Source organism: Streptomyces sp. LHD-70 (assembly GCF_031157275.1).
GTDB lineage: Bacteria > Actinomycetota > Actinomycetes > Streptomycetales > Streptomycetaceae > Streptomyces.
Genome location: NZ_JAVIFW010000023.1, coordinates 92,090 through 115,774 on the forward strand (window position 1 = coordinate 92,090; position 23,685 = coordinate 115,774).

A 23,685-nucleotide genomic window follows, 5' to 3' on the forward strand; every position below is an offset into this window, starting at 1 on the left:
TTCATTGGGCGCAGCATATGCTGCGCCCAATGAAAACTTCGCCTCCGCTTCTCCCGATCCTGCGCTCCCATGTGCAGGGCGAACTCCTTGCCCTGCTGTACCTGAATCCGGCCGAGGAATTCACCCTCGGTGCGCTGGCGCAGGAGCTGGGCGTCACGCCGACCAGCGTGATGCGAGAGGCCGACCGGCTCATCGAGGCCGGACTGCTCAGCGGGGAGCGGGTGGGGCGCAGCCGGCTGATCCGGGCCCGGACGGACACGCCGCTCTACCCGCCCCTCGCCGAGCTGATCGCCCTCACGTACGGACCGCTTCCTTACCTGTCCAGAGCCCTGTCCGGGGTGGCCCGCATCGAGGAGGCGTACATCTACGGCTCCTGGTCCGCCCGATATCGGGGGGAGCGCGGTGATCCCCCCGCCGATGTGGACGTGCTGGTCGTCGGGGAGCCGGACCCCGATGTGCTCTTCGACGTGGGAGAGGAAGCCACACGCAAGCTGCACCGCCCGGTGAACATTCGCCGGATCTCGCCGGACCAGTGGCATTCCGGGAGCTCGGACCCGTTCCTCGTGTCGGTACGTGAGCGTCCGCTGGTGGCGATCGAACTGACGAGGGAACGATGACGACTTGGCAGCAGGGTCGAGCGGCCGTGGACGGGCTCATTCAGCGACGGGAGATCGAGAAGGTGCCCGCCTCGCAGGAGGCGGCGTACGCCGAACTGGAACAGGCCAGACGACACCTCCGCTCGGCGCGGCTGCTGGCCGACAGTGATCCGGCAGGTGCCTACACTCTGGCCTACGACGCCGCCCGCAAGTCGCTGGCCGCAGTACTGCAGAACCAGGGGCTGCGCGCTACGAGCCGGGGCGGTCACATCGCCGTGTACGAAGCTCTGTTGGCCCAGCTCGACCCGCCGCTCGGCCCTCTGCTGCGCCCGTACAACCGCATGCGCGCGCGTCGTAATGAGGTTGAGTACAGCTCGTCCGAGGCACCGAGCGTCGATGCCGGAGAGGTCGGCGAGGTGTGCCCGAAGGTCGAAAAGATCATTGAGCTCGCCGAGAAGGTGATTCCTCGCATGGGGCGTTACTGAGGCAGCGAAGGCGTGCTCGCTGTTTGACGTTTGTTTAACCTGGCCGTAGGCTTGCGTCATGGCCACCACCAGGGACAAACGATCCAAGCCGGCCAAGAAGACCGAGAACCGCAGCCCGGCGACGCGCAGCGCGAAGCCCGCCAATGCCTCCAAGCGGACCGAGGCCATCGCCAACACGGTGGCCTTCCGCCCCAACGACGAGGACAGGCGGGTCATCGCCGAACTCAAACGCGAGGGCGAATCCGCCTCCGACCTGCTGCGCCGCGCCCTCAAGCAATTGGAACGCGAGGCCAGGCGCGAGGCCATGTACGCCGACATGGCGCGCCTCGCCCACGAGGACCTCAGTGACGAGCCGGACGACTGGGGCGTTGCTGAGGGCGGTGGCGTCGTCGACTTGCGGGGCAGCGCTGCCCACCAGGAGTTCGACCCGGACAGGAAGCCCGGGCGGTGATCAGGGGCGGCATCTATCCGGTGGATCTCGGCGACACCAAGCGCGGCCACGAACAACGCGGCAAGCGCTACGGACTCGTCATCAGCATTCAGCGCGACGCCTGGTCCGTCGTCACCGTCATCCCGACCTCGACCAGCGCCCGAGCGGCATCGTTCCGACCCGAGATCGAATTCGGCGGACGGACCACGCGTCTGCTCATCGACCAGATCCGCACCATCGACACCCGGTACGCGGGAGAGCTGGAGCACTATCTGCCGCGCCACGAGATGGAGCGGGTCGAGGAGCTCCTCGGGCTGTTCCTGGGGCTGGACTAGGGCACTCGCGCGCGGCGTGCTAGACGGGCAGTGCCCAGCTCGGCCCGTGCGGTACTGCCGGTGCGTCGAGCCAGATCCTCTGGGCGTCGGGGGTGATGGTCATCGCGAACTCGGACAGGTGCGGTGAGCTGTGGCGTTGCCAGGTGGTGACCGCGTCCTCGATGCTGCTCCAGAGGTCGATCGGCCCGCGTCGGCTCACGGTCCACCCTTCGCCGTTCTCGGCGGCACGGACCCGGGCTTGCGACCCCGTGGCGACGTCGAGCAGCACCTGTTCCGCACCCGCGCCGAAGCGTTCGGCCGAGGGAGCGGCGAGCTGCGCGACGAACCGGCCGGTCCAGTCGTCGAGTCGGGCCGGGTCGATCCGGCTCGGCCGCTCCTGGCCGGGGAGCAGCTCGAACGGCCCGTGCGGCGGGTGACCGTGCTGGCGGGCCATCATGAACGAGGTGTAGCCGGGCAGGAATTGGCCCCGCGCGGCGTTACCCCTCTCGACGATGAGGCGCACGAGCCCGTACGCGGCACCCCAGCCGGAGAGCGTGACGAGCAACGTCCCACCGGGGGTGATCTGTTGCAGTAGTCCGTACGGGACGTGCCGCATCGAGCAGAACGCGATCACGACGTCGTACGGAGCGCGGTCGGGGTGGCCGCGCAGGCCGTCGGCGGTGACGAGTGCCGGTGAGTAGCCCGCCTCGCCGAGCGCTTTACGGGCGCGCTCTGCTGCCTCGGGGTCGGTCTCGACCGAGGTCACGTTCTCCTCGCCGGCGACCTCGCAGACGTACGCGGTCGAGAGACCTGTCCCGGTGCCGAGGACGAGTACGCGTTGGCCGTGGGCGATCCCGGCCTGCTCGAGCATCCACAGGACCACGCCGGGCAGGGTCGAGGACGAGGTCGGGGTGCCTCCGGTCACGGGGCCGACGGCGTCCTCTGCGAGTACGCCGTCGATCTGGGTCACCCACGTCTGGTTCTCGTACGTGAGACGCAGCCACTCGTCGGTGGTCATGCCGTCGCGGCGGGTGGGTGTCCAGACGGTGACGCCTGGTGCGCTGCTCGGCCGGTAGATCGCGCTGCCCAGGAACACCTCACGGGGAACGGTCTGAGCGGCCCGACGAACCTCCGGGTTGTGCAGCACGCTGTCGGCGACGAGTTGTTCGACGAGCCGGCGGCGGAGCAGTCCGGCGGTGGTCTCCTGGGTCATGAGGGGTGCCCTTCTGCAGGGTGTCGGCGAGTGCGTGGGTGATGGCGCGAGTGGTGGCCTCGTCGACGAACGCCCATTGGCCGTTGGGGTTGCACTCGAGGAACCACCATCGGCCGTCCGCGTCGAGCGCGAAGTCGAAAGCGCCGAAACGGAGCCCGAAGGCGTGAAGGAAGCTGCGGGCCGCGTCGCGAACGGGGCCGGGAACGGGGACGGGAGAACAGGTGATCAGGCTCTGGTCCTGACGCCAGTCGAGGTGCTCGCCCGCTATGTCGATACGGCTCGCGAACGCCTCAGCTCCGACCACCGCGAGGCGGATGTCGGCGACCTTCGGCACGCAGGCCTGGAAGAGGTGAGGACAGAGCGCGATCGAGTCGTCGAGCTCGTCCGCACGGACCGTGCGCACCCAGACCGTGCGGTTCCGGCCGTCCTCGCACGCGAGGTGCACGCGGTGTACGGGCTTGTAGATCACAGCCTCGCGCTCCGCCGCGAACCGCACGGCGTCTTCCGGCACGTTCGTGACCAACGTGTCGGGGAGCGTGAACCCCGAGCGGGCCGCGGTGGCGAGCTGGAGCACCTTGTTCTCGGCGACGCGGTTCCGCGCGGGGTGGTTGACGTACCGGGCGCCCGGCAGCGCGTGCAGCACTCCCAAGTACCCGTGGCGTGACTGCTCGACCGCGAACCGTTGCTCGGGAGTCTCCGCCTCCTGCGGGTGGGCGAAGGGGGTAGGACGGCGCCAGTAGACGGAGCGGACGCGGGAAAGGTCGAGGTGTCTAGTCTCGGTGGTGACGGCCCCCGCGAAAGCGCCTCGTTCGATACGGGCACTCAGCTCGGCGGTACAGGAGAAGTCGGCGGAGGGGTCGAGCCGTACGACCGGCACGCCCCGGCCGTACAGCTCCTCCACCACCAGATCTGCCGTGACGTCGCCGAGCGCGGTGACGACGAGAACCGGTGCTTCGGTCATGGTCAGTCCGAGTCGCTGTCCGGGGTGAGGTCCTGGTCGGCGGGCGGGGGCGGGTTGGGCCCGCCGCCGTCGGCCGATGTTGCGGTCTGGTTGGCGGTGGAGGTTCCGGTGCCGTGCCCGCCCATGACGAGGCGGTTGCCGTTCGTGTCGAGGTAGCGGGTCGTCTGCGTTTTCGAGTGCAACTCGGTTAGTGCGTACGGCACTTGGGTGATGTCGGGGTACAGCGCGAGTCGCCGTACGCCCCAGGGCGCTGACGTGGAAACGGGGGTCATGTTGCTCCTTGGAGATCGAAATCAGTGGGCTGGGAGTTCTTGGGAGACCACGGCGAACACGAAGGTGATCAGCGAGAACCAGAGGACGAACAGCAAGACGGCGCCCATGAGTTCGCCATCCCGCCAGCACGACGGCACACTGTGTCGTCGTCGGCCGAGTGCCGTGTGCCGGGCGGGTTTGTCCGCTCCGCGCTCGGGGGCCGTCGCTCGGGTCATCAGTGCCCCCTTGCTTCGGCGATCTGGAAGGCGGCCCAGACGGACTTTCCAGGGCCGTCGCGCCGCGAGGTACCCCAGTCGTCGGCGAGCGCCGCGACGAGCAGCAGCCCACGGCCCCGATCGTCGTCCTCGGTGGCCTCGCGTAGCTGGGGCTGCCCGTCGCCCGTGTCGTGTACCTCGATGCGCAGCGTGTCGCGCGTAATGACGACGCGGACGCTGAACATCCGTCCGGCTGACGTGTGTTGGAGTGCGTTAGTGGCCAGTTCTGACGTGCAGACAAGGATGTCCATGGACCGGTGGTCCGGGACGCGACCGGCGACCGTCTCGCGTACGAACCCGCGTGCTTGAGGGACCGCCCTGCGGCTGCGGCGGAACACTCGCTCGACGCGCAGAGTCAGCTCCGTACGGATGGGAGCCGGTGTGGCGAGGCTGGTCGTCATCCGAACCGGACACTGGGAGAACGTTCCCTGCTCCGCCGTGTCAGTCATCAGAGTGCTCCTTGTCCGTGGGACCGCGTTCGCTGTGCTCATGGGGCACCCTGCTTCCCGTGATCGGCTCTGACGGGACCGTAGAACGCGCTACAACAGAGGTGGGCACGCAAAGTGCGTGCCCTGTCTGGGGGCCAACTCGTGGAAACTTCCGGCATCGGCCGCCGCATCGCCTACTGGCGGGAGCGGCGCGGCTTCACCCAGTCCGACTTCGGTCACCTCATGGGGCAGACCAAGCGATGGGTGCAGGACATCGAGGGCGGGAAGCGGCAACAAGACCCGCGTCTGTCGGTACTGGTGCGTGCGGCCGAAGCCCTGCGCATCCCCCTGGAGCAACTGTTGTCCGACCGCACGCCCGAGCCATCCCCGGGCAGCACCGCGCCGGCCGACGTACTGAGCGTCGTGGACGCTCTCTACGCCAGCCCGGAATCGGCAGCCCCGCCGGCGCCCGCCCTTCTGCAACGGAAGCTCGGCTACTGCTGTGAGGCGTTCCAGGCCTGCCACTACGCCACGCTCGCCCGCGAGTTGCCCATGCTCGTCGTCGGCGCGATGCAGGCAGCGCACAGTGCGCCGGTGGGCCGTCAGACGGAGGTGCAGGCGGTGCTGTCCCGTGTGTACCAGTTGGTGACGTCGTATCTGCACAAGTACGGGAGCGCCACCGCGATCCAGGCCGCGCTCGCCGCCGACCGCGCTTTGGCCGCTGCCGAACGGTCGGGTGACCCGGTGCAGATCGGTGCCTCGTCCCGACGCGTCGCGAAAAGCCTTGTGTACCAGGAGCGCCCTGAGGCTGCCGTGGCGTTCGCGACGTCCACGGCCCGCCGCCTGGCTGATGGGCTGACCGAGCGAGGCGCTCTGGGCCTGTCGACGCTCGGCATGCTGTACCTCTCCGCGGCATTGGCCGCGTCCGCTCAGGAGCGCACCCCTGCCCGCGTGAAGGGAGCAACGGGCTTCGTGGATGAGGCGAAAGACGTCGCGGATCGGCAGGGTGCGGATCTGAACGAGGACTGGACGATGTTCGGCCCGACCAACGTGAGCCTGCACCGCGTCGACATGTTGGCCCGGTTCGAGGATGGGTGGTCCGCGCTAGAAGCCGCCGACGAAGTGGACGAGGTGGCATTGGCCGACATGACGCGAGAGCGGCGGGCCGGCCATCACGTCTCCGTGGCGCGCGCCGCACTTTTGACGCGCCGCAGGCAGATCGCCGCTGCCGAACTGCTCGCGGCTGCCAGGCTCGCACCCGAGGAAGTCGAAGGGCGACCGGACGCGGTGGCCCTCGTCAAGGACGTCGTAGGCGCGACCCCGAACCCCGACGGCCAGTTGCGGGCGTTGGCGCAACGCTGTGGACTCCGGGCATGACGAAGCCGGTTCTGTACCTGATCGCCTGTGCCGCAGGTCCCACGCAGTTCATCGACGACGGCGTGCGCGCCGCGCAGGGCGACGGATGGGACGTGTGCCTGGTGCTCTCCCCGTCGGCAGCCCGCTGGTGGGAGCAACGCATGTGCGAACTGGTCGAGTTGACCGGGCACCCGGTGCGCTCCCAGTACAAGTTGCCGTGGGAGTCCGACGCGCTGCCGAAGGCGACGGCGATGCTCGTCGCGCCGATGTCCTGCACGACGCTGAACAAGTGGGGCGCGGGCATCAGCGACACCCTCGCGATCGGCCTGCCGTCCGAGGCGGTCCACATGAAGGTGCCGGTCGCGGCCATGCCGTACTTCAACCAGGCCCAGGGGGCACAGCCCGCGGTCGCCCGGTCGATCGCGGCGCTCCGCAGCCAGGGCGTCCTCGTCCTCGACGGGCCGGACGGGTACGCATCACACCCGCCGAAGCAGGGGAACCCGGAGGCGTTCCCCTGGAGGATGGCTTTGGATGGAATCCGGCGCCTGCGGGAGACCGAGGCAAAGAGAGACATGCGGCAGCGATGAGTTCTGTCCGCGGCGCCGGTCATAGATCGCATAACCCGGACCTGAAGCAGAGGAACCCCAGATGCGTACCCTGATCAGCACCGCTTTCGTCTCGCTCGACGGCGTTGTGGAGGCCCCGGGCGGCGAGCCCGGGTACCGCAACTCCGGCTGGACCTTCAAGAACGTCGAGTTCCTGCCCGAGGCGTACGAGATCAAGGGCCGGGAGCAGAAAGAGGCCACCGCGCTCATGATGGGCCGCGTCAGCTACGAGGCGTTCAGCCCCGTGTGGCCCGGCATGGAGGAGTTCGCCGACTACAAGGTGATGCCGAAGTACGTCGTCTCCTCCACCCTCACCGAGGACAAGCTGGTGACCGACTGGGCCGAGACGACGATCCTGCGCTCGCTCGACGAGGTCGCCGCGCTCAAGGAGACCGAGGGCGGCCCGATCATCGTGCACGGCAGCGCCACCCTGAACCGCGCCCTGTCGGACGCCGGCCTGATCGACCGCTACCACCTGCTCGTCTTCCCGCTCCTGCTCGGCGCGGGCAAGCGCCTCTTCAGCGACACGGACAAGGACGCACAGGAGCTGAAGCTCGTCGAGCACGAGGCCTACGCCAACGGGATGCAGCTGAACGTGTTCGACGTTGTGCGCTGAACACCCGCGCCACGCTCCCGGTGCCGGTGCCGGTGCCGGTGCCGGTGCCGGTGCCGGTGCCGTTTCCGGCTGGGTTACCTGACGGAGAAGGGCCGCCGGTGTTGGCCGGGGCCGCGCTCCCTTCGAAGGTGGCGGGATGCGCTGCCCCGAGCATCTCCAGACCCTCGACATCACCCCCGACAGCCCGCGCATGCGCGCCGAAGTGCGGCCGCTGTTCCGTGCGTTGCGGCCCGCTCTGACCGACGAGGCCTTCGAACGGTTCGCCGTCGAGGCGTACGGGCAGGGGCTGGTGTTCACCGCCGCGTACGGGAGTTCCGGCACGGACGGGGGAGCCTGTCTCGCCGTCGCGACCCACCGCACGCTGGCCACCAGCCGGGGGCGGATCCTGCACGTCGACGATCTCGTCACGGATGCGGGGCGCAGGTCGGGCGGGGTCGGTGCGCGGCTGTTCGACGTCCTCGTCGGGCGGGCGCGGGCTGCCGGGTGTGACGGGGTCGAACTCGACTCCGGTGTCACCAACGTGGCGGCGCACCGCTTCTACCACGCGCGCCGGATGAGCATCGGGGCGCTGCACTTCCGGCTCGACGTGCACGCCTGACGCGCCAGAAGCGCCAGAAGCGCCTGACGCGCCAGAAGCGCCAGAAGCGCCAGAAGCGCCAGAAGCGCCAGAAGCGCCAGAAGCGTCTGACGCGCCTGAGGGCTGCGTCAGCCCCTCAAGACGCCTGCCGCAGCTGCGGGGCGGCACCCACCCCGGACAGCACCGACACCGCATGCGCCGCCGACGCCAGTGTCGTGTGGCGGTGCCAGCCGCTGTACGAGCGGCCGACGTAGTCGCGGATGCCGACCTGCGCGGTGACCCCGTCGAAGTCCTGGTCGACCCGCCGGGCGAAGCCGGTCAGGCGCAGGGCCGCCGCCGTCGGGTGGGGCAGGTCGGTCAGCCACAGCTCGGCGGGCTCGCGCCGGCCGGGTGCGGTGATGCCGACGAGTGAGAGCGGCGCCCCGCCCGGCCCCGTACCCGGGACGCGTACGCCGACCGACGCGACGAGCGCGGTGCGGGCCACCGGGCGGAACAGGGCGCGGGCCGCCTGCATGATCTCCGGTGCGGTCATCCGGCGGGCGCTGTGCCCGGTCAGCGCCGGGTCGTTGACGCAGAGCGGCAGTTCGCCGTGCACCCGCACCATCGAGGGCAGGCCCTGCGCGTGCAAGCCCAGGACGGTGGCGACCGGGTCGGCCTCGTCGATGTCGACGACCACCGGTAGCGGCGGCAGCTCCCAGTCGACGAGGCTCTCGCGGCAGGCCGTCAGGACGCCGTCGCTGATCGTCTCCGGCTCCGCCGCGTACGGGATGGACGCCTGGTTGCGGCGCAGGCCGTCCTTGATCCACACCTGGGGCAGGAAGAGCCGCCAGTTCAGCGGTGCCGTGACGGTGTCCGCGACGCCCCAGACGCCGATGGCGCGCTGGGCGTTGAGGGCCTGGCCCTCGTCGGCGGAGAAGTACCGGCTCACCCCCACCGAGTGCCGTCCCACCTTCGGGATCGTCATGGGCCGGGCGACATAGGCCTGCGGCGGTGCGGAGCGCATCAGGTACTCGGCCATGGCCCGGCGCACCGGGATCCAGTCCCAGGTGGAGCTGCAGATGAAGTGGTGCAGGCTCTGGCCGGTGCTGCTGCCGCCGATCAGCGCCGCCATGTTCCGTATGGACTTGCGGCCGTGGGTGGAGAGCAGCCCGTGGATGTACTCCGTGCCCCGACGGCGCTGGTCGCTGCGGCGCAGGGAGGCGAACAGCGGGGTGCACAGGTCCTGGAGCGCGTCGTGGAGCACCGCTTCGGGGTGAATGAGAGCAGTACTCATGTGCCTCCTCGGTCCGTTCTGTTTCCACGCCGTGCGGTCGCTCGATTCACGCCGTGCTGACCGCTCCACATTAGGAATCGGAAGGCGCCTTGCTGAATGACAAGGCCATGGCAAGGTTCAGCGGTTGGGGTGCTTGTCAGGCGTGACTGGTTCGAGTCCGTGCGTATTCCATTGGTTGACCGCGGGCGCATCTGAACAGCACAGTCGATGCCGGGAGTTGACCTCGCAGCCGAGACGGGTGGAAATGGGACGCAAAAAGAAAGTGATTCTCGCCGAACCGCGCAGCTTCTGCGCCGGTGTGCGCCGTGCCATATCGATCATCGAGCTCGCACTCGAGCGCCACGGCACCCCGCTCTACGTACGCAAGGAGATCGTGCACAACCACTACGTGGTGCGGCAGTTGGAGCGGCGCGGAGTGATCTTCGTGGACTCCGAGGACGAGGTGCCCGAGGGCGCGGTGTGCGTGTTCTCCGCGCACGGCGTCTCGCCCCAGGTGCGCAGCAACGCGCAGGCCCGCCAGCTCGACGTCATCGACGCGACCTGCCCGCTGGTCTCCAAGGTGCACCAGCAGGCCAGGCGGTTCGCCCGGGAGGAGCGCACGCTGCTGCTCGTCGGGCACGCCGGGCACGAGGAGGTCGAGGGCACCTTCGGGCACGCCCCCGACCGGACGCTGATCGTGGAGACGGTGGCGGACGCCGAGCTGCTCGACCTGCCCGCCGACACACCGGTCGGCTATCTCACGCAGACCACGCTCTCGGTGGACGAGACCCGCGACATCATCGACGTCCTGCGGAGCAAGTTCACGGATCTGCAGGGTCCGGGAACCGATGACATCTGCTTCGCGAGCCAGAACAGGCAGGACGCCGTGAAGGCGGTCGTGCCGGAATCCGATCTGTTCCTCGTGGTCGGGTCCCGGAATTCCAGCAATTCGCTGCGCATGGTCGAGGTGGCCGAGCGTCTCGGAGTCACGTCCTATCTGGTTCCGGATGTCACGGAATTCGACGAGAGCTGGCTCGAAGGTGTTTCCGTGGTCGGCGTGAGTGCGGGTGCGAGTGCCCCGGAAATTCTCGTGGACCAACTCATCGAAAGGCTCGCGGACTTCGGTTACAGCGATATCGAGATCGAGCAGGTGGCGCAGGAGGACGTGGTCTTCCATCCGCCGGCGCGGCTCATCCAAGGGGCGAACGCCGGCTGACCGGCCGGACAGAGAGGGGAGGCACATGATGACGACCGCGGTGACGGGCCGGGACACGGTGCGGCAGACCCGTACGGAGGTGCTGCGCCGGGCCGAGCGGCGACTCGGCGAACTCCTGGCCGACGAGCGCGCCCGCTGGAGCGGCGTGGACGAACGGGGAGCGGTCCCCGTGGACACGGTGACGTCCCTGGTCGACGCGGGCGGCAAGCGGCTGCGGCCCGCCTTCTGCGTCAGCGGCTATCTGGCCGCGGGCGGCGATCCGGACGGCCCGCTCGTGGCGGACGCCGCCTCCGGCATCGAACTGATCCACACCGGGGCGCTCCTGCACGACGACGTGCTCGACGCCTCCGAACTGCGGCGCGGCGCGGTGACCGCACACGTGAAGCACGCCGCCGTGCACGAGCAGCGCGGCTGGCGCGGCGAGGCGCGCCGCTACGGCGAGGGCGTGGCCCTGATCTCCGGGGTGCTCGCCACCCTCTACGCCGACCGCCTCACCCGCGGACTGCCGCCCGCGGCCCGTGACGTGTGGGGCGAGATGGTCACCGAGGTCCAGATCGGCCAGTACCTGGACGTCGCCGTGGCCGCGGAGGGCGTGATCGCGCCGGAGCTGTCCCGCTGGATCGCGATCTGCAAGTCCGGCCGCTACAGCATCACCCGCCCGCTGCTGCTCGGCGCCGCCCTCGCCGAACGCCCCGATCTGACCCCGGCGTTCGAGGAGTACGGGGAGGCCCTCGGCCTCGCCTTCCAGCTGCGCGACGATGTCATCGGCACCTTCGGCGACAGCACGGTGGCGGGCAAGCCCGTCGGCGACCTGGAGCAGCACAAGATGACGCTGCTGCTCGCCGAGGCCGCCGAGCGGGACCCCGAGGTGCGCCGCCTGGTGAACGGCCCCGAGTGGGACACCGAGGCGCTGCACGGACTGCTCGGCGAGAGCCGGACCCGGATCGAGGCGCGCATCGACGCCCTCGTGGAACGCGCCCGGGCCGCCCTCGACACGGCCGCGATCGACGCGGTGTGGCGGGACGAGCTCAATGAGATGGCCCTCGAAGTCGCATACCGGAACCGGTGATCGGATGACACTCCTTGAGACCGTTCACGGCCCGGAGAGCCTGCGGGGCCTTGAACCGGACCAACTCGACGCCCTCGCCGAGGAGATCAGAGCGTTCCTCGTCGACCGGGTGTGCGCGAGCGGCGGCCACCTCGGCCCCAATCTGGGCGTCGTGGAGCTGACCCTCGCCCTGCACAGCGTCTTCGACTCGCCCCGCGACCGCCTGGTGTGGGACACGGGCCACCAGGCGTACGTCCACAAGATCGTGACCGGCCGGGCCGCCGGCTTCGACCGGCTGCGCAAGCGCGGTGGCCTGTCGGGCTACCCGAACCCGGCGGAGTCCGAGCACGACCTGGTCGAGAACTCGCACGCCTCGACGGCCCTCTCGTACGCCGACGGCCTGGCCCGCGCCAACACCCACCAGGGTCGCACCGACCGCGCCGTGGTCGCCGTCATCGGTGACGGGGCGATGACCGGCGGCATGGCCTGGGAGGGGCTGAACAACATCGCCGGCGGTCCCGAACGGCCGCTGGTCATCGTGCTCAACGACAACCAGCGCTCGTACGCGCCCACCCGCGGCGGGTTCGCCGACCACCTCGGGGAGCTGCGCGCCGAGGCACCGGGCCCCAACCTGTTCGAGCAGCTCGGCCTGGCCTACCTCGGCCCGGTGGACGGGCACGACGTGGCCGCGCTGCAGCGGGTGCTGCGCGAGGCGCGGGGCCTGGGCCGGCCCGTGGTCGTGCACGTGGTCACGGAGAAGGGCCGCGGCTTCGCGCCCACCGAGCAGAACGAACTCGACCGCGGCCACGCCGTCAAGCCCATGGACCCCGAGACGGGCGAGCCGCTCGCCTCCTCGGGCGGACCGTCGTTCACGTCCGTGTTCGGGCAGGAGCTGGTCCGGATCGCGGAGCGCCGCCCCGACGTCGTGGCGGTGACGGCGGCCATGCTGGAGCCGACCGGGCTGCTGCCGATGCAGCAGCGCTTCCCGGACCGCGTCGTCGACGTGGGCATCGCCGAACAGCACGCGGTCACCATGGCTGCGGGCATGTCCCTCGGCGGCACCCACCCGGTCGTCGCGATCTACTCGACCTTCGTCAACCGCGCCTTCGACCAGCTCCTGATGGACGTGGCGCTGCACCGCAGGCCCGTCACCTTCGTCCTGGACCGCTCCGGCGTCACCGGTGACGACGGGCCCAGCCACAACGGCATGTGGGACCTGTCCGTCCTTCAAGTCGTGCCGGGGCTGCGGATGGCCGCCCCGCGTGACGGCGCCCGCCTCGCCGAACTCCTTCAGGAGGCAGTCGAGTGGCGGGAGGGCCCGACCCTGGTGCGCTTCCCCAAGGGCGCGACGGGCGAGGACATCCCCGCCAAGGCCACGTTCGCCGGAACCGACGTCCTGCACCGGGCGGGACCGCTCGACGTACTGATCGTCTCGGTGGGCGTGATGGCGCGGGTCGCGCTGCAGGTGGCCGAGGTGCTGTGGGCGCAGGGCATCGGGGCGACGGTCGTCGACCCGCGCTGGGTGACGCCGGTCAACACCACGCTCGCCGACATGGCGCGCCGGCACCGCTTCGCCGTCACCGTCGAGGACAACAGCCGTACCAGCGGCGTGGGTTCGGCCATCGGGCAGTTCCTGCGCGACGAGGGAGTGCGGACGCCGCTGCGCGAGTTCGGCATCCCGCGGCGCTTCCTCGACCACGGCAGCCGGGCCGACGTCCTGTCGGCCTGCGGACTGACCGCCCAGCACATCGCACGGAGCGTGGTGGAGGAGATCAGCGGCCCGGAGGAGGCCCGGATGAACGGCCTGGTAACCGATTTCGAGAGCGAGATGGCCCGCCTCATGGACGAGGAGCGGGGCGAACGGGGAGGGGAGACACGGTGACGGTTGGTCTCGGGATACCCACACTGCGCCCGGAGGCGCAGCTGCCACCGCTGGCCGAGCGGCGCAAGTCCCGGCAGATCATGGTGGGTTCGGTGCCGGTGGGCGGTGACGCGCCCGTGTCGGTGCAGTCGATGACGACGACGGTGACGGCGGACGTCAACGCCACACTGCAGCAGATCGCCGAACTCACCGCGTCCGGCTGCCAGATCGTACGGGTCGCGGTGCCCTCGACGGACGACGTGGAGGCGCTGCCCGTCATCGCGAAGAAGTCGCCGATCCCCGTGATCGCCGACATCCACTTCCAGCCCCGGTACGTCTTCGCGGCCATCGACGCGGGCTGTGCCGCCGTCCGCGTCAACCCGGGCAACATCAAGAAGTTCGACGACAAGGTCGGGGAGATCGCCAAGGAGGCGTCCAACGCGGGCATCCCGATCCGTATCGGCGTCAACGCGGGCTCCCTGGACCGCAGGCTCCTGGAGAAGTACGGGCGGGCCACGCCGGAGGCGCTGGTCGAGTCGGCGCTGTGGGAGTGCTCGCTGTTCGAGGAGCACGGCTTCCGCGACATCAAGATCTCGGTCAAGCACAACGACCCGGTCGTCATGATCGCCGCGTACCGGCTGCTCGCCCAGCGCTGCGACTATCCGCTGCACCTCGGCGTGACCGAGGCGGGCCCGGCGTTCCAGGGCACGGTCAAGTCGGCCGCGGCGTTCGGGGCGTTGCTGTCGGAGGGCATCGGCGACACCATCCGGGTCTCCCTGTCGGCGCCGCCCGTCGAGGAGGTCAAGGTCGGCACGCAGATCCTGGGGGCGCTCGCGCTGCGCGAGCGCGGCCTCGACATCGTCTCCTGCCCCGGGTGCGGGCGGGCCCAAGTGGACGTGCACACCCTGGCGGAGAAGGTCTCCGCCGCCCTGGAGGGCTTCCCCGCCGCCCTGCGGGTCGCCGTCATGGGCTGTGTGGTGAACGGGCCCGGCGAGGCGCGGGAGGCCGACCTGGGCGTGGCGTCCGGCAACGGCAAGGGGCAGATCTTCGTCAAGGGCGAGGTGATCAAGACCGTACCGGAGTCGCAGATCGTGGAGACGCTGGTCGAGGAGGCGATGCGGATCGCCGAGGAGCGGGGCGAACTCGGGGACGAGGCGGGCGAGGTGGTGGTCACACCGACCTCGTGATCCCGCAGTACGCGACGGCCCGCCGGGAACTCCCGGCGGGCCGTCGCGTCTTGACATTCTATGCAAAAAGATAGGGGATTTTTGGCCATCGGAGTCGGTCTCCAGGCATCCTCAACCAGGCGCTTACGCGAAGAAGTTGACCCGAGACCGATCGGTTCCGCCCAGCCACCCAGCTCGCGCCCCCTCCTCGTACGGCTGGATCTGTTCGCTCAAACGTCGGAGCGATCTAGCGTTGCGTAACCGAGCCAGGCCCGCGGTAACCGATGAAGACCTGAGGGACGGCCCATGCACCCGATCAGAACCAGCACCATGAGAGACGAGCTCGGCGCCGCCGGAGTGGGCGTCCTCTCCATCGCCGCCCGCTGCCTCGTGGGACGGGAGCAGGAGCTCGCCGAGCTCTGCGGCAGCCTCGGCAACCCGGCGGTGCGCGTCACGACCGTCACCGGCCCGGCCGGAGTGGGCAAGAGCAGGCTCGCCGTGGCCGCGTTCGCCGAGATGTCCCGCACCTTCGAGGACGGCGGACGCGTCGTCGACGTCGGCGAGTTCCGCCCCGGCCAGGACCCCGAGACCGCGCTCGCCGAGGCCCTCGGCCTCGAACCCGACGCCGCCCGCCCCGCGCGCACCGCCCTGCGCCGGTGCTTCGAGCCCCGCCACAGCCTGCTCGTCCTGGACGGCTGCGACCGGCTGCGCCCCGCCCTCGCACCGGTCGTCGCCCGGCTGATCAACGACTGCCCCCGGCTCACCGTCCTCGCGACCGGCCTCGAACGGCTCGGCGTGTACGGCGAGGCGCTGCTGCGGCTCAGCCCGCTCGCCCTGCCCCCCGAGGACGGTACGGAGTCGGACCTCGCGGCCCTGCGGGAGGTCGCCTCGGTCCGCCTCTTCGTGGACCGCACCGCCGTCAGCCGGCCCCGCTTCACCCTGACCGACGAGAACCGGGAGGCCGTCGTACGGCTCTGCCGGCGTACCGACGGACTTCCCATCGCGATCGAGTTCGCCGCCGCCCGCATGAAGATGCTCTCGCCGCAGCGGCTCCTCGACGAACTGGCGGACGGCCTCGACGCGCTGTCCGGCACCGAGTTCGACACCCTCTCCCGGCACCGCGGCATGCGCACCGCCCTCGCCCGCGGCCTCGACGTGCTCGACCCGGCCGAGCGCGGACTGCTGCGGCGCCTCGCCGTCTTCCACCGGCCCTTCGACGTACCCACCGCCGAGTCCGTGTGGCCCGGCGAGCCGGCCGACTTCCGGCGGCTGCTCGAAGCCCTCGTCGACAAGAGCCTGCTGCACACCGAGGAGCGCTCCGACGGCGAACTCGCCCTCGCCATGCTCGGCCTGACCCGGCAGTTCCTCCTCGACGAGGCCCACGCCCTGGGCGAGGCCGACCTGCTCGGCGCGGAGCACGCCGCGTTCTGCATCCGGCTCGCCGAGAGCGCGGAGAGCGGCCTGCGCGGACCCGGCCAGGCCCGGCTGCTCGACCGACTCGACCACTGGCGCGAGGACCTGAGCGGCGCGCTGCGGTTCCTGAGCGGCACCGGCGACCTCGCGGGCGTGGTCCGGATCGCCGCGAGCCTGCACCTGTACTGGCAGGCGCGCGGCGCCGTCCACGAGGGCATCGGCTGGCTGCGCACCGCCCTGCGCGGCGTGGGCCTCACCCTCGCCCAGCAGGCCAAGGCCCACCTCGCACTCGGTGAACTCCTGCTGTGCACCGGCGAGTTGACCACCGCCGAGGACTGCCTCGCGATGGCCAGGGGCGCCTTCGAGGAGCTCGGCGACCACGTCGGCGTGGCGTCCTGCATGCGCCGCTCAGGACTCATCGCCCTGCACCGCGGCGACCTCGTCGAGGCCGACCGCCGCCTGGAGGAGTGCGCGGCCGTGGCCTGGGTGGACCGCGAGGGCGAACACGCCGAGGTGCTGCGCAACCTCGCGGACGCCCGCCGCGCCGAGGGCGACGCACACGGGGCCCGCCGGATCGCCCTGGAGGCGCTGGCGATCTTCGAGCAGCAGCAGGACATACGCAATGTCGCGCTCACCCGCCTCGTCCTGGCCGACGCGGCCTTCGCCCTCGGGGACCAGGACGGTGCCGTCGACCTGTACCGGTCGGCCCTGCCGGACATCGCCGCGCTGAAGCACCTGACGCTCTGCCCGCTCGGCCTGGAGAAGTTCACGATCCTGCTGGCCCGCGCCCGCGGCCGCTCCACGGAGACCTGGCGCCGGGTGGCACGGGCCGTCGGCGCCGCCGCCGCCGTCCGGTCCGCCACCGGCTGCGTCGCACCCGCCCGCCTGCGGATGGAGATGGAGGCCGTCGCCGCCCTCACCCGGGTCCGCCTGGGCGACGAGGACGCCGAGACCCTGGCCGCCGAGGGCAGCAACGCGGCACCGGAGGCGGCCGTCCTCGCCGTCCTGACCCCCCAGTGCGCCGGAACGGACCGCGACCCGGGCACCGCCCACCCCCTCACCCCGCGGGAACGTGAGGTGGCCGAACTGGTGGCGAGCGGGCTCACCAACCGCGAGATCGCCCGCAGGCTGGGCATCGCCGAGTGGACGGCCGTGAACCACGTACGCAAGATCATGCGCAAGCTGGCCTGCACCTCCCGCGTCCAGGTGGCCAGCTGGACGGCCGCCCGCAGAGCCGACGGGCCTACGCGGGCGGCGTGAGGGTCTCCCTACGTCGAAGCCGCTCACCCGGCACGTTCCGCTGCACCCCCTTTCCCACCCACCCGCCCCCACCCACGAGTTGGGCATCCGTACCCGCAGCGCGCGGCCCAGCGGTCAGAAGGTGAGAACGCGTCTTCCGGGAACGTCGAGCCACGGCCGCGATCCGCCGCTGCCTCGCCCTCGCCGAGGACGCCTTCGACCGGGCCCACGACCACGGCGTGGACGAGCCGCGCCCGCTATGGATGCGGGCCTTCTTCGACCGGGCCGAACTCCACAGCCTCGCCACCGCCGCGCACCTGTCGGCACGGGACTTCGCGACAGCCGAAGCCCACGCCCATCGCAGCCTCGCCGCTCTGCGTCCCAGCCTGACGCGTTCGCGGGCGATCACCACCGCACGGCTGGCGAGTGCCCAACTAGGGCAGGGCGACGTCTCCCCAGCAGTGCAGACCGCCATGGCCATCCCGGTCGAGTCCACCGGCCACCCGCGTGTGGCCGGGATGCTGACCGCGTTCAACCGCGCTCTGAACGAAGTCGCCCCGCACAGCGCTCCCGCTCGCACCTGGGCGACGTACGCCGACGATCAACTCCGGAGGACACCTTGACCGAGCTGCGCCGTGCCCGCGACATCGACGCCGTGTGGAGCGTACTGATCGACGTCTACGCCGAGGTCCGCAAGGATCAGTTGCACGATCCGCACTACTCGGTGGAGCGCTACGCAGAACGCCTCGCCCGGCATGCGAAAGAGGCCGGCTGGGAGACCGTGATCGCCTACGAAGACGGTGAGCCGGTCGGCTATGGGTACGTCAACAGCCTCACGCCCGACGACAGATGGTGGAAGCGCATCACCCCCGCTCCCGCCCCCGACGTGACGGGTACACCGACGGTCGCGGTCAAGGAAATGATGGTCGTCGACCGGTTCCGCCGCCGGGGCATCGCCAAGCTCATCCACGACCGTCTCCTCACCGACCGCGACGAGACAGCCGTGACACTCATGGTGTCGCCCGCGAACCAGAACGGCCGCGTACAAGCCCTCTACGCACGGTGGGGGTACCAGGTCCTCGGCCGCTCCCAGCCCTCGCCGGACTCGCCGCCGCTCACCGTCATGCTCCGTCCACTCGACTCCGGCAACGACAAGTGACGAACATCGAACTGCGCACCCACGGACGGCACAACTTGCCTGATGTCCCGAAGGTTGCCCCACTACGGTGCTCCCAGGTCACTTGAGCGAGGGAGTACGTCATGGACAGGAACCAGTACATCGAGGTCGCCACCGCCACTGAGACGCGTGACCAGGCCGATGCATTGGCACGCGTCCTTGTGCAGTCTCGCCTCGCTGCCGGGGCCCAGGTCATCGGCCCGATCGGTTCAGCGTTCTGGCACGACGGCGAGTTCGGCACCGGTGAGGAGTACCGCCTCGTACTCAAGTCGCGGGGCGACAGGTACGAAGCGCTGGAACGTGGCCTGATCGAGCACCACCCGTGGGCCAACCCGGAGATCACCGCGACGGAACTGCTCGCCGCCTCCGAGGGGTACAGGAATTGGATGGACAAGACTTTGGCGGGCTAGAACCCGGCCTGGATGCAGGACTCCTTCCAGACCGGCAACGCCGGGTACCAGGCGGCCCCAAGCCCCCCAGCGCCCTCGACCCCACCCCCCCTCACAACCAAGGCCGAGCCAAGTTGTAAAGCAACACACACCCCACCGTCGTGCGGAAGACCACCACGCCGCGGCTGCGGGCGAGCAGTGCGTGGCCGTTGCTCAGGAACGAGGCGTACTGGCGGAGCCGCAGTACCACCACGGGCAGTGTCGCCAGCGCGAACCAGGCCGGGATCCAGCCCGCCGCGAACGGCACCGCGATCACCAGGACGTTGAGGGCCGTGAGCCCGCCCAGGAACACCTGGTTGCCGCGCTCCGAGGCCATCACGGCGACGGTGCGCCGGCCCACCGCGGCGTCCCCGGGGATGTCCTGCGTGTTGGAGTACCCGGATATCAGCAGCTGCCCGAAGCCGAAGAGCAGCGCCTCCACCAGGACGAACGCGGGCAGTTCACCCACCGTCAGGGCGTACGGGGACAGCACGAACGCCGAGGCGGAGAACAGCAGGCACACCTCGCCGAGCCCGAAGTAGCTCAGCTTCAGGCCCCACGAGTACTGCACGCTGAGCACAAGCAGCAGCACCGTGACCACCAGGCCCCACACCGGGACGTGCGGCGCGGACAGCGTGGCCACCAGCCACCACACCGCACCCCAGGCGAGCGCCGCCAGGCCGAAGCGCTGCGCCTGGTGCACGGTGAGTTCGCCGGTGAGCAGCGGCTTGCGCTTGAGCGGGCGCAGCTCGGTGTTGTCGTCGGAGAGGTAGTTCGCCGTGTCGCTGCCGTCCTTGACGCCCGTCACGTCGTCGAGCGTCATCACCGCGGACAGCACGCCGACCTTGCCGAGCGCGAAGACCAGGAGGGTCAGCAGTACGGGCCCGTCGAGCCGGGTGTCCGGCGCCATCGCCGTCCACACGATGAGCAGGGCGAGGAAGAAGTCGAGGACGAACTGGAACTTGACCAGCCTGGCGTACCTGCCCAGTCGAGGGAGCACGCCGAGTGCCGGGACCACATGCGTACCCGCAGCCACCATCAGGAGTTCCTTACTGTCGGGCCGGGGGCGCCGCTCAGGGCGTGACCGCGGCGGTGTTGAGGCAGGCGAGCAGCGACCGTGCCTGCACATTGACGTAACGGCTGTGCCGTACAAGGGAGTTGAGCTGGGCCGGGGTGACCCAGCGGTATCCGGGCGGCGGCACGGCCGGGGCCTCGGACTCGTCCGCCTCGACGATCAGGTACCGGCTCTGCGCGTGGTAGAAGCGGCCGCCCTCCTCCGCGTGTACGGCCTCGTACCGGATGCGCTGCTTCGGGGCGTCGAGCACCAGGTCCAGGAACGGCGGGCGCTGCGCGGGCGCGGCGCTGCGGAAGGCGTCCGGCGTGCACTGCACCGTCGGGGCCAGCTCCAGGGTGTCCATCAGGCCGCCCTCGACGCGGGCGTGCGCGAGCAGATGCGGTACGCCGCCGAAGGTGCGGGTCACGAACGCGGTGACGCCGAGGCCGATCGGCTCGATCAGCGGCTGCGTCCACTGCGCGACCTCGCGGTTCTCCGCCTCCACGGACACCGCCATGACCCGGAAGTGCCGTTCCTCCGGGACCCGTTCCACCGACCATGCGCCGCGCTCCCAGCCGGCCAGCGACGCGAGCGGGACCGACCGCACCCGGCGGTCGTGGTGGGCGCGCTCCCCGGTGATCCAGGAGAGCAGTTCGCGCTCGGAGTGCAGCGCGCCCGTCGCGGGCTGCGTGGGGGCGCAGGCGAGGACGGTGCGCGCGTCCATGTTCACCACGTTGTCGTGGCGCAGGAGTTCACCGATCTGCCCGAGGGTGAGCCAGCAGAAGTTGTCCTCCAGGGGGACCTCGCCGACGGCCTCCACGAGCATGTTCCGGTTGGCCTTGCGCAGGAACCAGGAGCCGTGCTCGGACTGCAGCACATCGGCGATGACCCGCTCGGGCGGAGCGTCGACGAAGTACTCCAGGTACTTCACGTCCGCGCCCCGGTGCACCTTGGTGTAGTTGCTGCGGGTCGCCTGCACGGTCGGGGAGAGCTGCAGCAGGTTGGGGTTGCCGGGCTCCATCTTGGCCTGCATCAGGAAGTGCGGTACGCCGTCGAACTCCTTGACCAGGATGCCGAGTACGCCGACCTCGGGCTGGTTGATGATCGGCTGCTGCCACTCGGGGAACGGGCCCTCGGGGTGCGTGACGTGCAGGCCCTCCACGGAGAAGAAGCGGCCGCTGCGGTGCACCAGGTTCCCGGTGTCCGGCGCGAACGACCAGCCGTCGAGGTCGGCGAACGGGATGCGGTCCACCCGGAAGCGGTGCGTACGCGCGTACTCGGCGAGCCAGGGCGCGACCCGGTCGGTGTCGGGGCCGCTGCCGCTGAGGGCGCGTACCGAGCGGAGCAGCCGAGCGGTCTCGGAGCCCTCCCGCGGCGGCGCGAGTGCGGCCGCGCTCATCGGACCTCCTCCTGGCGGCGCTTGACGTCCTTCCACCAGCCGGGGTTGTCGCGGTACCAGCCGACGGTCTCGGCGAGGCCCTGCTCGAACGGCACCTCGGGCTCGAAGTCGAGCTCCTCGCGGATCTTGGTGCCGTCGAGGGAGTAGCGGTCGTCGTGCCCGAGCCGGTCGGTGACCCGGCGGATCGCGGACTCGTCGGCGCCGCACAGGTCGAGCAGCCGGTGCACGAGGTCTAGGTTGGTCAGCTCGGTGCCGCCGCCCACGTTGTAGATCTCCCCGGCCCGGCCCTTGGCGCGTACGGCCTCCACGGCCCGGCAGTGGTCCTGGACGTGCAGCCACTCGCGGACGTTGTGGCCGTCACCGTAGAGCGGGACCTGCCTGCCCTCCAGGAGGTTGGTGACGAACAGCGGGATGAGCTTCTCGGTGTGCTGGTAGGTGCCGTAGTTGTTGGAGCAGCGGGTGATGGACACGTCGAGCCCGTGCGTGCGGGCGTAGCTGCGGACCATCAGGTCGGAGGCAGCCTTGGACGCCGCGTACGGGGAGTTGGGCTCAAGCGGCCAGGTCTCCGTCCACGAGCCGGTGGGGATCGTGCCGTACACCTCGTCGGTGGAGACGTGCACGATGCGCCCGACCCTGGCCATCCGCGCCGCGTCGAGGAGCACCTGGGTGCCCACCACGTTCGTACGGACGAAATCGGCGGCGGCGGCGATCGAGCGGTCGACGTGCGACTCGGCCGCGAAGTGCACGATCGAGTCGTGTCCCGGCAGCAGCTCCCGGAGCAGTTCGGCGTCGCAGACGTCGCCGTGCACGAAGTCCAGGCGGTCCGAACTCGCGGGCAGGCTCTCGCGGTTGCCGCTGTAGGTCAGCTTGTCGAGCACCGTGACGCGGGCCCCCACGGCCTGCGGGTAGGCGTCGTCGAGCAGTGCGCGGACGTAGTGCGAGCCGATGAAACCGGCGCCGCCCGTCACAAGGATCCTCATGTTGCGACCTCCACGCGCGAGTCGTCCCCGACGATGAGACGGTGCCGGCGGGTCGCCGACACCGAGGCGGTCCTGCCGATCAGCGAACCGCTCAGACCGGGCAGGTCCGAAAGCGTGGACCCGTCCTGCACGATCGAGTCCTCGATCAGCGTATGGCGCACCGAACAGTCGGCGCCGATCGCGGTGTAGCGGCCGATGTGGCTGTCCTCGACGACGCTGCCGGGACCGATGTACGCGGGCCCCTCGATACGGGAGTTCACGACCCGGCAGCCGGCCGCGAGCACCACGGAATCGTCGACCCGGCTGGCCGCGTCGACCGTGCCGAGCTGCTGCGGCGGAAGTTCGTCCAGAAGCCGCCGATTGCATTCCAGTACGGCGTCCACGTTTCCGGTGTCCGCCCAGAAACCGAGATATTCGCTCGCCTTCACGGTGGCGCCGTTCGCCACGAGCCACTGCACGGCGTCGGTGATCTCGAGTTCGCCGCGGGCGCTCGGCCGTATCGCGTCGACCGCCGTATGAATGGCGGGCGTGAAGAAATACACGCCGATGAGCGCGAGATTGCTCCGCGGTACTTCCGGCTTTTCCGCGAGCGCCGTCACCGTGAAGTCCTCGTCGACCTCGGCGACCCCGAACGCGCGCGGGTCGGCGACCTTCTGCACGACGAGCTGAGCGGCTGGGCGGTGGGCGGCGAAGGACCCGGCGATGCCGGCGACGCCCTCCGGCAGCACGTTGTCGCCCAGGTACATCAGGAAGTCGTCGTCGCCCAGGAAATCGCGGGCGATCTTCACGCAGTGCGCCAGGCCGAGCGGCTGGTCCTGGGGTATGTAGGTGATTCGGGCGCCGAACCGGCCGCCGTCGCCGATCACTTCACGGATCTTGTCGCCCTGGCCGCCGACCACCATGCCGATCTCGGTGATGCCCGCCGCCAGGATGTTGTCGATGACATGTTCCAGGACCGCCTTGCCGGCGACCGGAATCAGCTGTTTCGGCGTGGAGTAGGTGAGAGGCCGAAGCCGGGTCCCCATCCCGCCGGATAGCACTAGAGCTTTCACTTTGTCCTTCCGGAGTGAACTCTTCGGCCGGGGGTGAAATAACTTCGTTCGGCTTTACGGGAGTACACAAGTGAGGCTAACGGTGCGTCAACGGGAGCCGGGGGAAGGGCTGTTGGACCTTGTCAGGTCCGGTTCCTCAGCTGATAAGTCAGCCCCTCCGGCCTTTGAGGAGGCCCGTCCGGCAGGCCACGCGGCGCCAGCCGCATATCGACACAGCCGGGAAGGGGCGGGGAGGGGAGAATAAGACAGCCGGCGACCGCCCCCCGGCAGTGGGGGAGCAGCCGCCGGGCGA

At 70.2% G+C, this 23,685-nt stretch carries 26 protein-coding genes; 16 read left to right on the plus strand and 10 right to left on the minus strand.

Annotation, left to right across the window (positions count from 1 at the left end; all coding sequences use genetic code 11):
• Positions 1 to 29 precede the first annotated feature (29 nt).
• From RCO28_RS33080 to RCO28_RS33095, 4 genes are read left to right on the plus strand one after another with little or no spacing between them, the layout of a single operon-like run.
• Positions 30 to 617: a MarR family transcriptional regulator gene (locus tag RCO28_RS33080; RefSeq protein ID WP_308945028.1), complete on the plus strand. Its 588-nt coding sequence runs from the start codon at positions 30 to 32 to the stop codon at positions 615 to 617.
• On the plus strand, positions 614 to 1,081 hold the full coding sequence (locus RCO28_RS33085; RefSeq protein WP_308945029.1) for a HEPN domain-containing protein: 468 nt from the start codon (positions 614 to 616) through the stop codon (positions 1,079 to 1,081). Before RCO28_RS33080 ends, RCO28_RS33085 begins: the two co-directional genes overlap by 4 nt.
• A 58-nt stretch (positions 1,082 to 1,139) precedes the next feature.
• The gene (locus tag RCO28_RS33090; protein ID WP_308945030.1) at positions 1,140 to 1,532 is read left to right on the plus strand and encodes a hypothetical protein; all 393 of its coding nucleotides are present in this window, start codon (positions 1,140 to 1,142) and stop codon (positions 1,530 to 1,532) included.
• Complete coding sequence (locus RCO28_RS33095; protein ID WP_308945031.1) at positions 1,529 to 1,846, plus strand: type II toxin-antitoxin system PemK/MazF family toxin; 318 nt, start codon at positions 1,529 to 1,531, stop codon at positions 1,844 to 1,846. Before RCO28_RS33090 ends, RCO28_RS33095 begins: the two co-directional genes overlap by 4 nt.
• Before the next feature lie 19 nt (positions 1,847 to 1,865).
• On the opposite strand, the gene tgmC is transcribed toward RCO28_RS33095, so the two are convergent.
• Genes tgmC through RCO28_RS33120 form a run of 5 tightly spaced genes read right to left on the minus strand, consistent with a single transcriptional unit; the run spans position 1,866 to position 4,975 of the window.
• Positions 1,866 to 3,038: an ATP-grasp peptide maturase system methyltransferase gene (gene tgmC / locus RCO28_RS33100; protein WP_308945032.1), complete on the minus strand. Its 1,173-nt coding sequence runs from the start codon at positions 3,036 to 3,038 to the stop codon at positions 1,866 to 1,868.
• Entirely contained in the window at positions 2,923 to 3,999 is a 1,077-nt protein-coding gene (tgmB, locus tag RCO28_RS33105; RefSeq protein ID WP_308945033.1) for an ATP-grasp ribosomal peptide maturase, read from the minus strand. The genes tgmC and tgmB overlap by 116 nt, the downstream gene beginning before the upstream one ends.
• A 2-nt stretch (positions 4,000 to 4,001) precedes the next feature.
• Positions 4,002 to 4,271, minus strand: coding sequence for a putative ATP-grasp-modified RiPP (tgmA, locus tag RCO28_RS33110; RefSeq protein WP_308945034.1), 270 nt, complete (start codon positions 4,269 to 4,271; stop codon positions 4,002 to 4,004).
• Between the two features lie 21 nt (positions 4,272 to 4,292).
• Complete coding sequence (locus RCO28_RS33115; protein WP_308945035.1) at positions 4,293 to 4,487, minus strand: hypothetical protein; 195 nt, start codon at positions 4,485 to 4,487, stop codon at positions 4,293 to 4,295.
• Positions 4,487 to 4,975 carry an ATP-binding protein gene (locus RCO28_RS33120; RefSeq protein WP_308945036.1) on the minus strand — a complete coding sequence of 163 codons (489 nt, stop codon included), beginning with the start codon at positions 4,973 to 4,975 and terminating at the stop codon, positions 4,487 to 4,489. Before RCO28_RS33120 ends, RCO28_RS33115 begins: the two co-directional genes overlap by 1 nt.
• Positions 4,976 to 5,116: 141 nt before the next feature.
• Here RCO28_RS33120 and RCO28_RS33125 point away from each other — a divergent pair, with 141 nt between their 5' ends.
• From RCO28_RS33125 to RCO28_RS33140, 4 genes are all read left to right on the plus strand, one after another.
• Positions 5,117 to 6,331: a helix-turn-helix transcriptional regulator gene (locus RCO28_RS33125; protein ID WP_308945037.1), complete on the plus strand. Its 1,215-nt coding sequence runs from the start codon at positions 5,117 to 5,119 to the stop codon at positions 6,329 to 6,331.
• Entirely contained in the window at positions 6,328 to 6,897 is a 570-nt protein-coding gene (locus tag RCO28_RS33130; protein WP_308945038.1) for a flavoprotein, read from the plus strand. Before RCO28_RS33125 ends, RCO28_RS33130 begins: the two co-directional genes overlap by 4 nt.
• Before the next feature lie 61 nt (positions 6,898 to 6,958).
• Positions 6,959 to 7,531, plus strand: coding sequence for a dihydrofolate reductase family protein (locus RCO28_RS33135; RefSeq protein ID WP_308945039.1), 573 nt, complete (start codon positions 6,959 to 6,961; stop codon positions 7,529 to 7,531).
• A gap of 136 nt (positions 7,532 to 7,667) precedes the next feature.
• A complete protein-coding gene (locus RCO28_RS33140; protein WP_308945040.1) occupies positions 7,668 to 8,129 on the plus strand; it encodes a GNAT family N-acetyltransferase in 462 nt (153 codons plus the stop codon).
• Between the two features lie 115 nt (positions 8,130 to 8,244).
• Here RCO28_RS33140 and RCO28_RS33145 read toward each other — a convergent pair whose 3' ends face one another.
• Positions 8,245 to 9,381 carry a transposase gene (locus RCO28_RS33145; protein WP_308945041.1) on the minus strand — a complete coding sequence of 379 codons (1,137 nt, stop codon included), beginning with the start codon at positions 9,379 to 9,381 and terminating at the stop codon, positions 8,245 to 8,247.
• A gap of 244 nt (positions 9,382 to 9,625) precedes the next feature.
• On the opposite strand from RCO28_RS33145, the gene ispH reads away from it, so the two are divergent.
• The 8 genes from ispH to cutA all read left to right on the plus strand — a co-directional run bounded on the left by ispH (position 9,626) and on the right by cutA (position 18,890).
• The gene (gene ispH, locus RCO28_RS33150) at positions 9,626 to 10,576 is read left to right on the plus strand and encodes a 4-hydroxy-3-methylbut-2-enyl diphosphate reductase (RefSeq protein ID WP_308945042.1); all 951 of its coding nucleotides are present in this window, start codon (positions 9,626 to 9,628) and stop codon (positions 10,574 to 10,576) included.
• Positions 10,577 to 10,601: 25 nt separating this feature from the next.
• Positions 10,602 to 11,645, plus strand: coding sequence for a polyprenyl synthetase family protein (locus RCO28_RS33155; RefSeq protein ID WP_308945043.1), 1,044 nt, complete (start codon positions 10,602 to 10,604; stop codon positions 11,643 to 11,645).
• Positions 11,646 to 11,649: 4 nt separating this feature from the next.
• Entirely contained in the window at positions 11,650 to 13,506 is a 1,857-nt protein-coding gene (locus RCO28_RS33160; protein ID WP_308945044.1) for a 1-deoxy-D-xylulose-5-phosphate synthase, read from the plus strand.
• On the plus strand, positions 13,503 to 14,672 hold the full coding sequence (gene ispG / locus RCO28_RS33165; protein WP_308945045.1) for a flavodoxin-dependent (E)-4-hydroxy-3-methylbut-2-enyl-diphosphate synthase: 1,170 nt from the start codon (positions 13,503 to 13,505) through the stop codon (positions 14,670 to 14,672). Before RCO28_RS33160 ends, ispG begins: the two co-directional genes overlap by 4 nt.
• A gap of 309 nt (positions 14,673 to 14,981) precedes the next feature.
• Positions 14,982 to 17,324, plus strand: a complete 2,343-nt coding sequence (locus tag RCO28_RS33170) for a LuxR C-terminal-related transcriptional regulator (RefSeq protein ID WP_308945046.1) — start codon at positions 14,982 to 14,984, stop codon at positions 17,322 to 17,324.
• Positions 17,325 to 17,542: 218 nt separating this feature from the next.
• The gene (locus tag RCO28_RS33175) at positions 17,543 to 17,926 is read left to right on the plus strand and encodes a hypothetical protein (RefSeq protein WP_308945047.1); all 384 of its coding nucleotides are present in this window, start codon (positions 17,543 to 17,545) and stop codon (positions 17,924 to 17,926) included.
• A complete protein-coding gene (locus tag RCO28_RS33180; protein WP_308945048.1) occupies positions 17,923 to 18,462 on the plus strand; it encodes a GNAT family N-acetyltransferase in 540 nt (179 codons plus the stop codon). Before RCO28_RS33175 ends, RCO28_RS33180 begins: the two co-directional genes overlap by 4 nt.
• Positions 18,463 to 18,563: 101 nt before the next feature.
• The gene (cutA, locus tag RCO28_RS33185; RefSeq protein ID WP_308945049.1) at positions 18,564 to 18,890 is read left to right on the plus strand and encodes a divalent-cation tolerance protein CutA; all 327 of its coding nucleotides are present in this window, start codon (positions 18,564 to 18,566) and stop codon (positions 18,888 to 18,890) included.
• Positions 18,891 to 18,981: 91 nt separating this feature from the next.
• Here cutA and RCO28_RS33190 read toward each other — a convergent pair whose 3' ends face one another.
• From RCO28_RS33190 to RCO28_RS33205, 4 genes are read right to left on the minus strand one after another with little or no spacing between them, the layout of a single operon-like run.
• Entirely contained in the window at positions 18,982 to 19,947 is a 966-nt protein-coding gene (locus RCO28_RS33190) for a UbiA family prenyltransferase (RefSeq protein ID WP_308945050.1), read from the minus strand.
• Between the two features lie 34 nt (positions 19,948 to 19,981).
• Positions 19,982 to 21,361 carry an NDP-hexose 2,3-dehydratase family protein gene (locus tag RCO28_RS33195; RefSeq protein WP_308945051.1) on the minus strand — a complete coding sequence of 460 codons (1,380 nt, stop codon included), beginning with the start codon at positions 21,359 to 21,361 and terminating at the stop codon, positions 19,982 to 19,984.
• The gene (gene rfbB, locus RCO28_RS33200; RefSeq protein ID WP_308945052.1) at positions 21,358 to 22,341 is read right to left on the minus strand and encodes a dTDP-glucose 4,6-dehydratase; all 984 of its coding nucleotides are present in this window, start codon (positions 22,339 to 22,341) and stop codon (positions 21,358 to 21,360) included. The genes RCO28_RS33195 and rfbB overlap by 4 nt, the downstream gene beginning before the upstream one ends.
• Positions 22,338 to 23,393 (minus strand): glucose-1-phosphate thymidylyltransferase, encoded by a 1,056-nt coding sequence (locus RCO28_RS33205; protein ID WP_308945053.1) that lies wholly within the window; start codon positions 23,391 to 23,393, stop codon positions 22,338 to 22,340. The genes rfbB and RCO28_RS33205 overlap by 4 nt, the downstream gene beginning before the upstream one ends.
• Between the last annotated feature and the right edge of the window lie 292 nt (positions 23,394 to 23,685).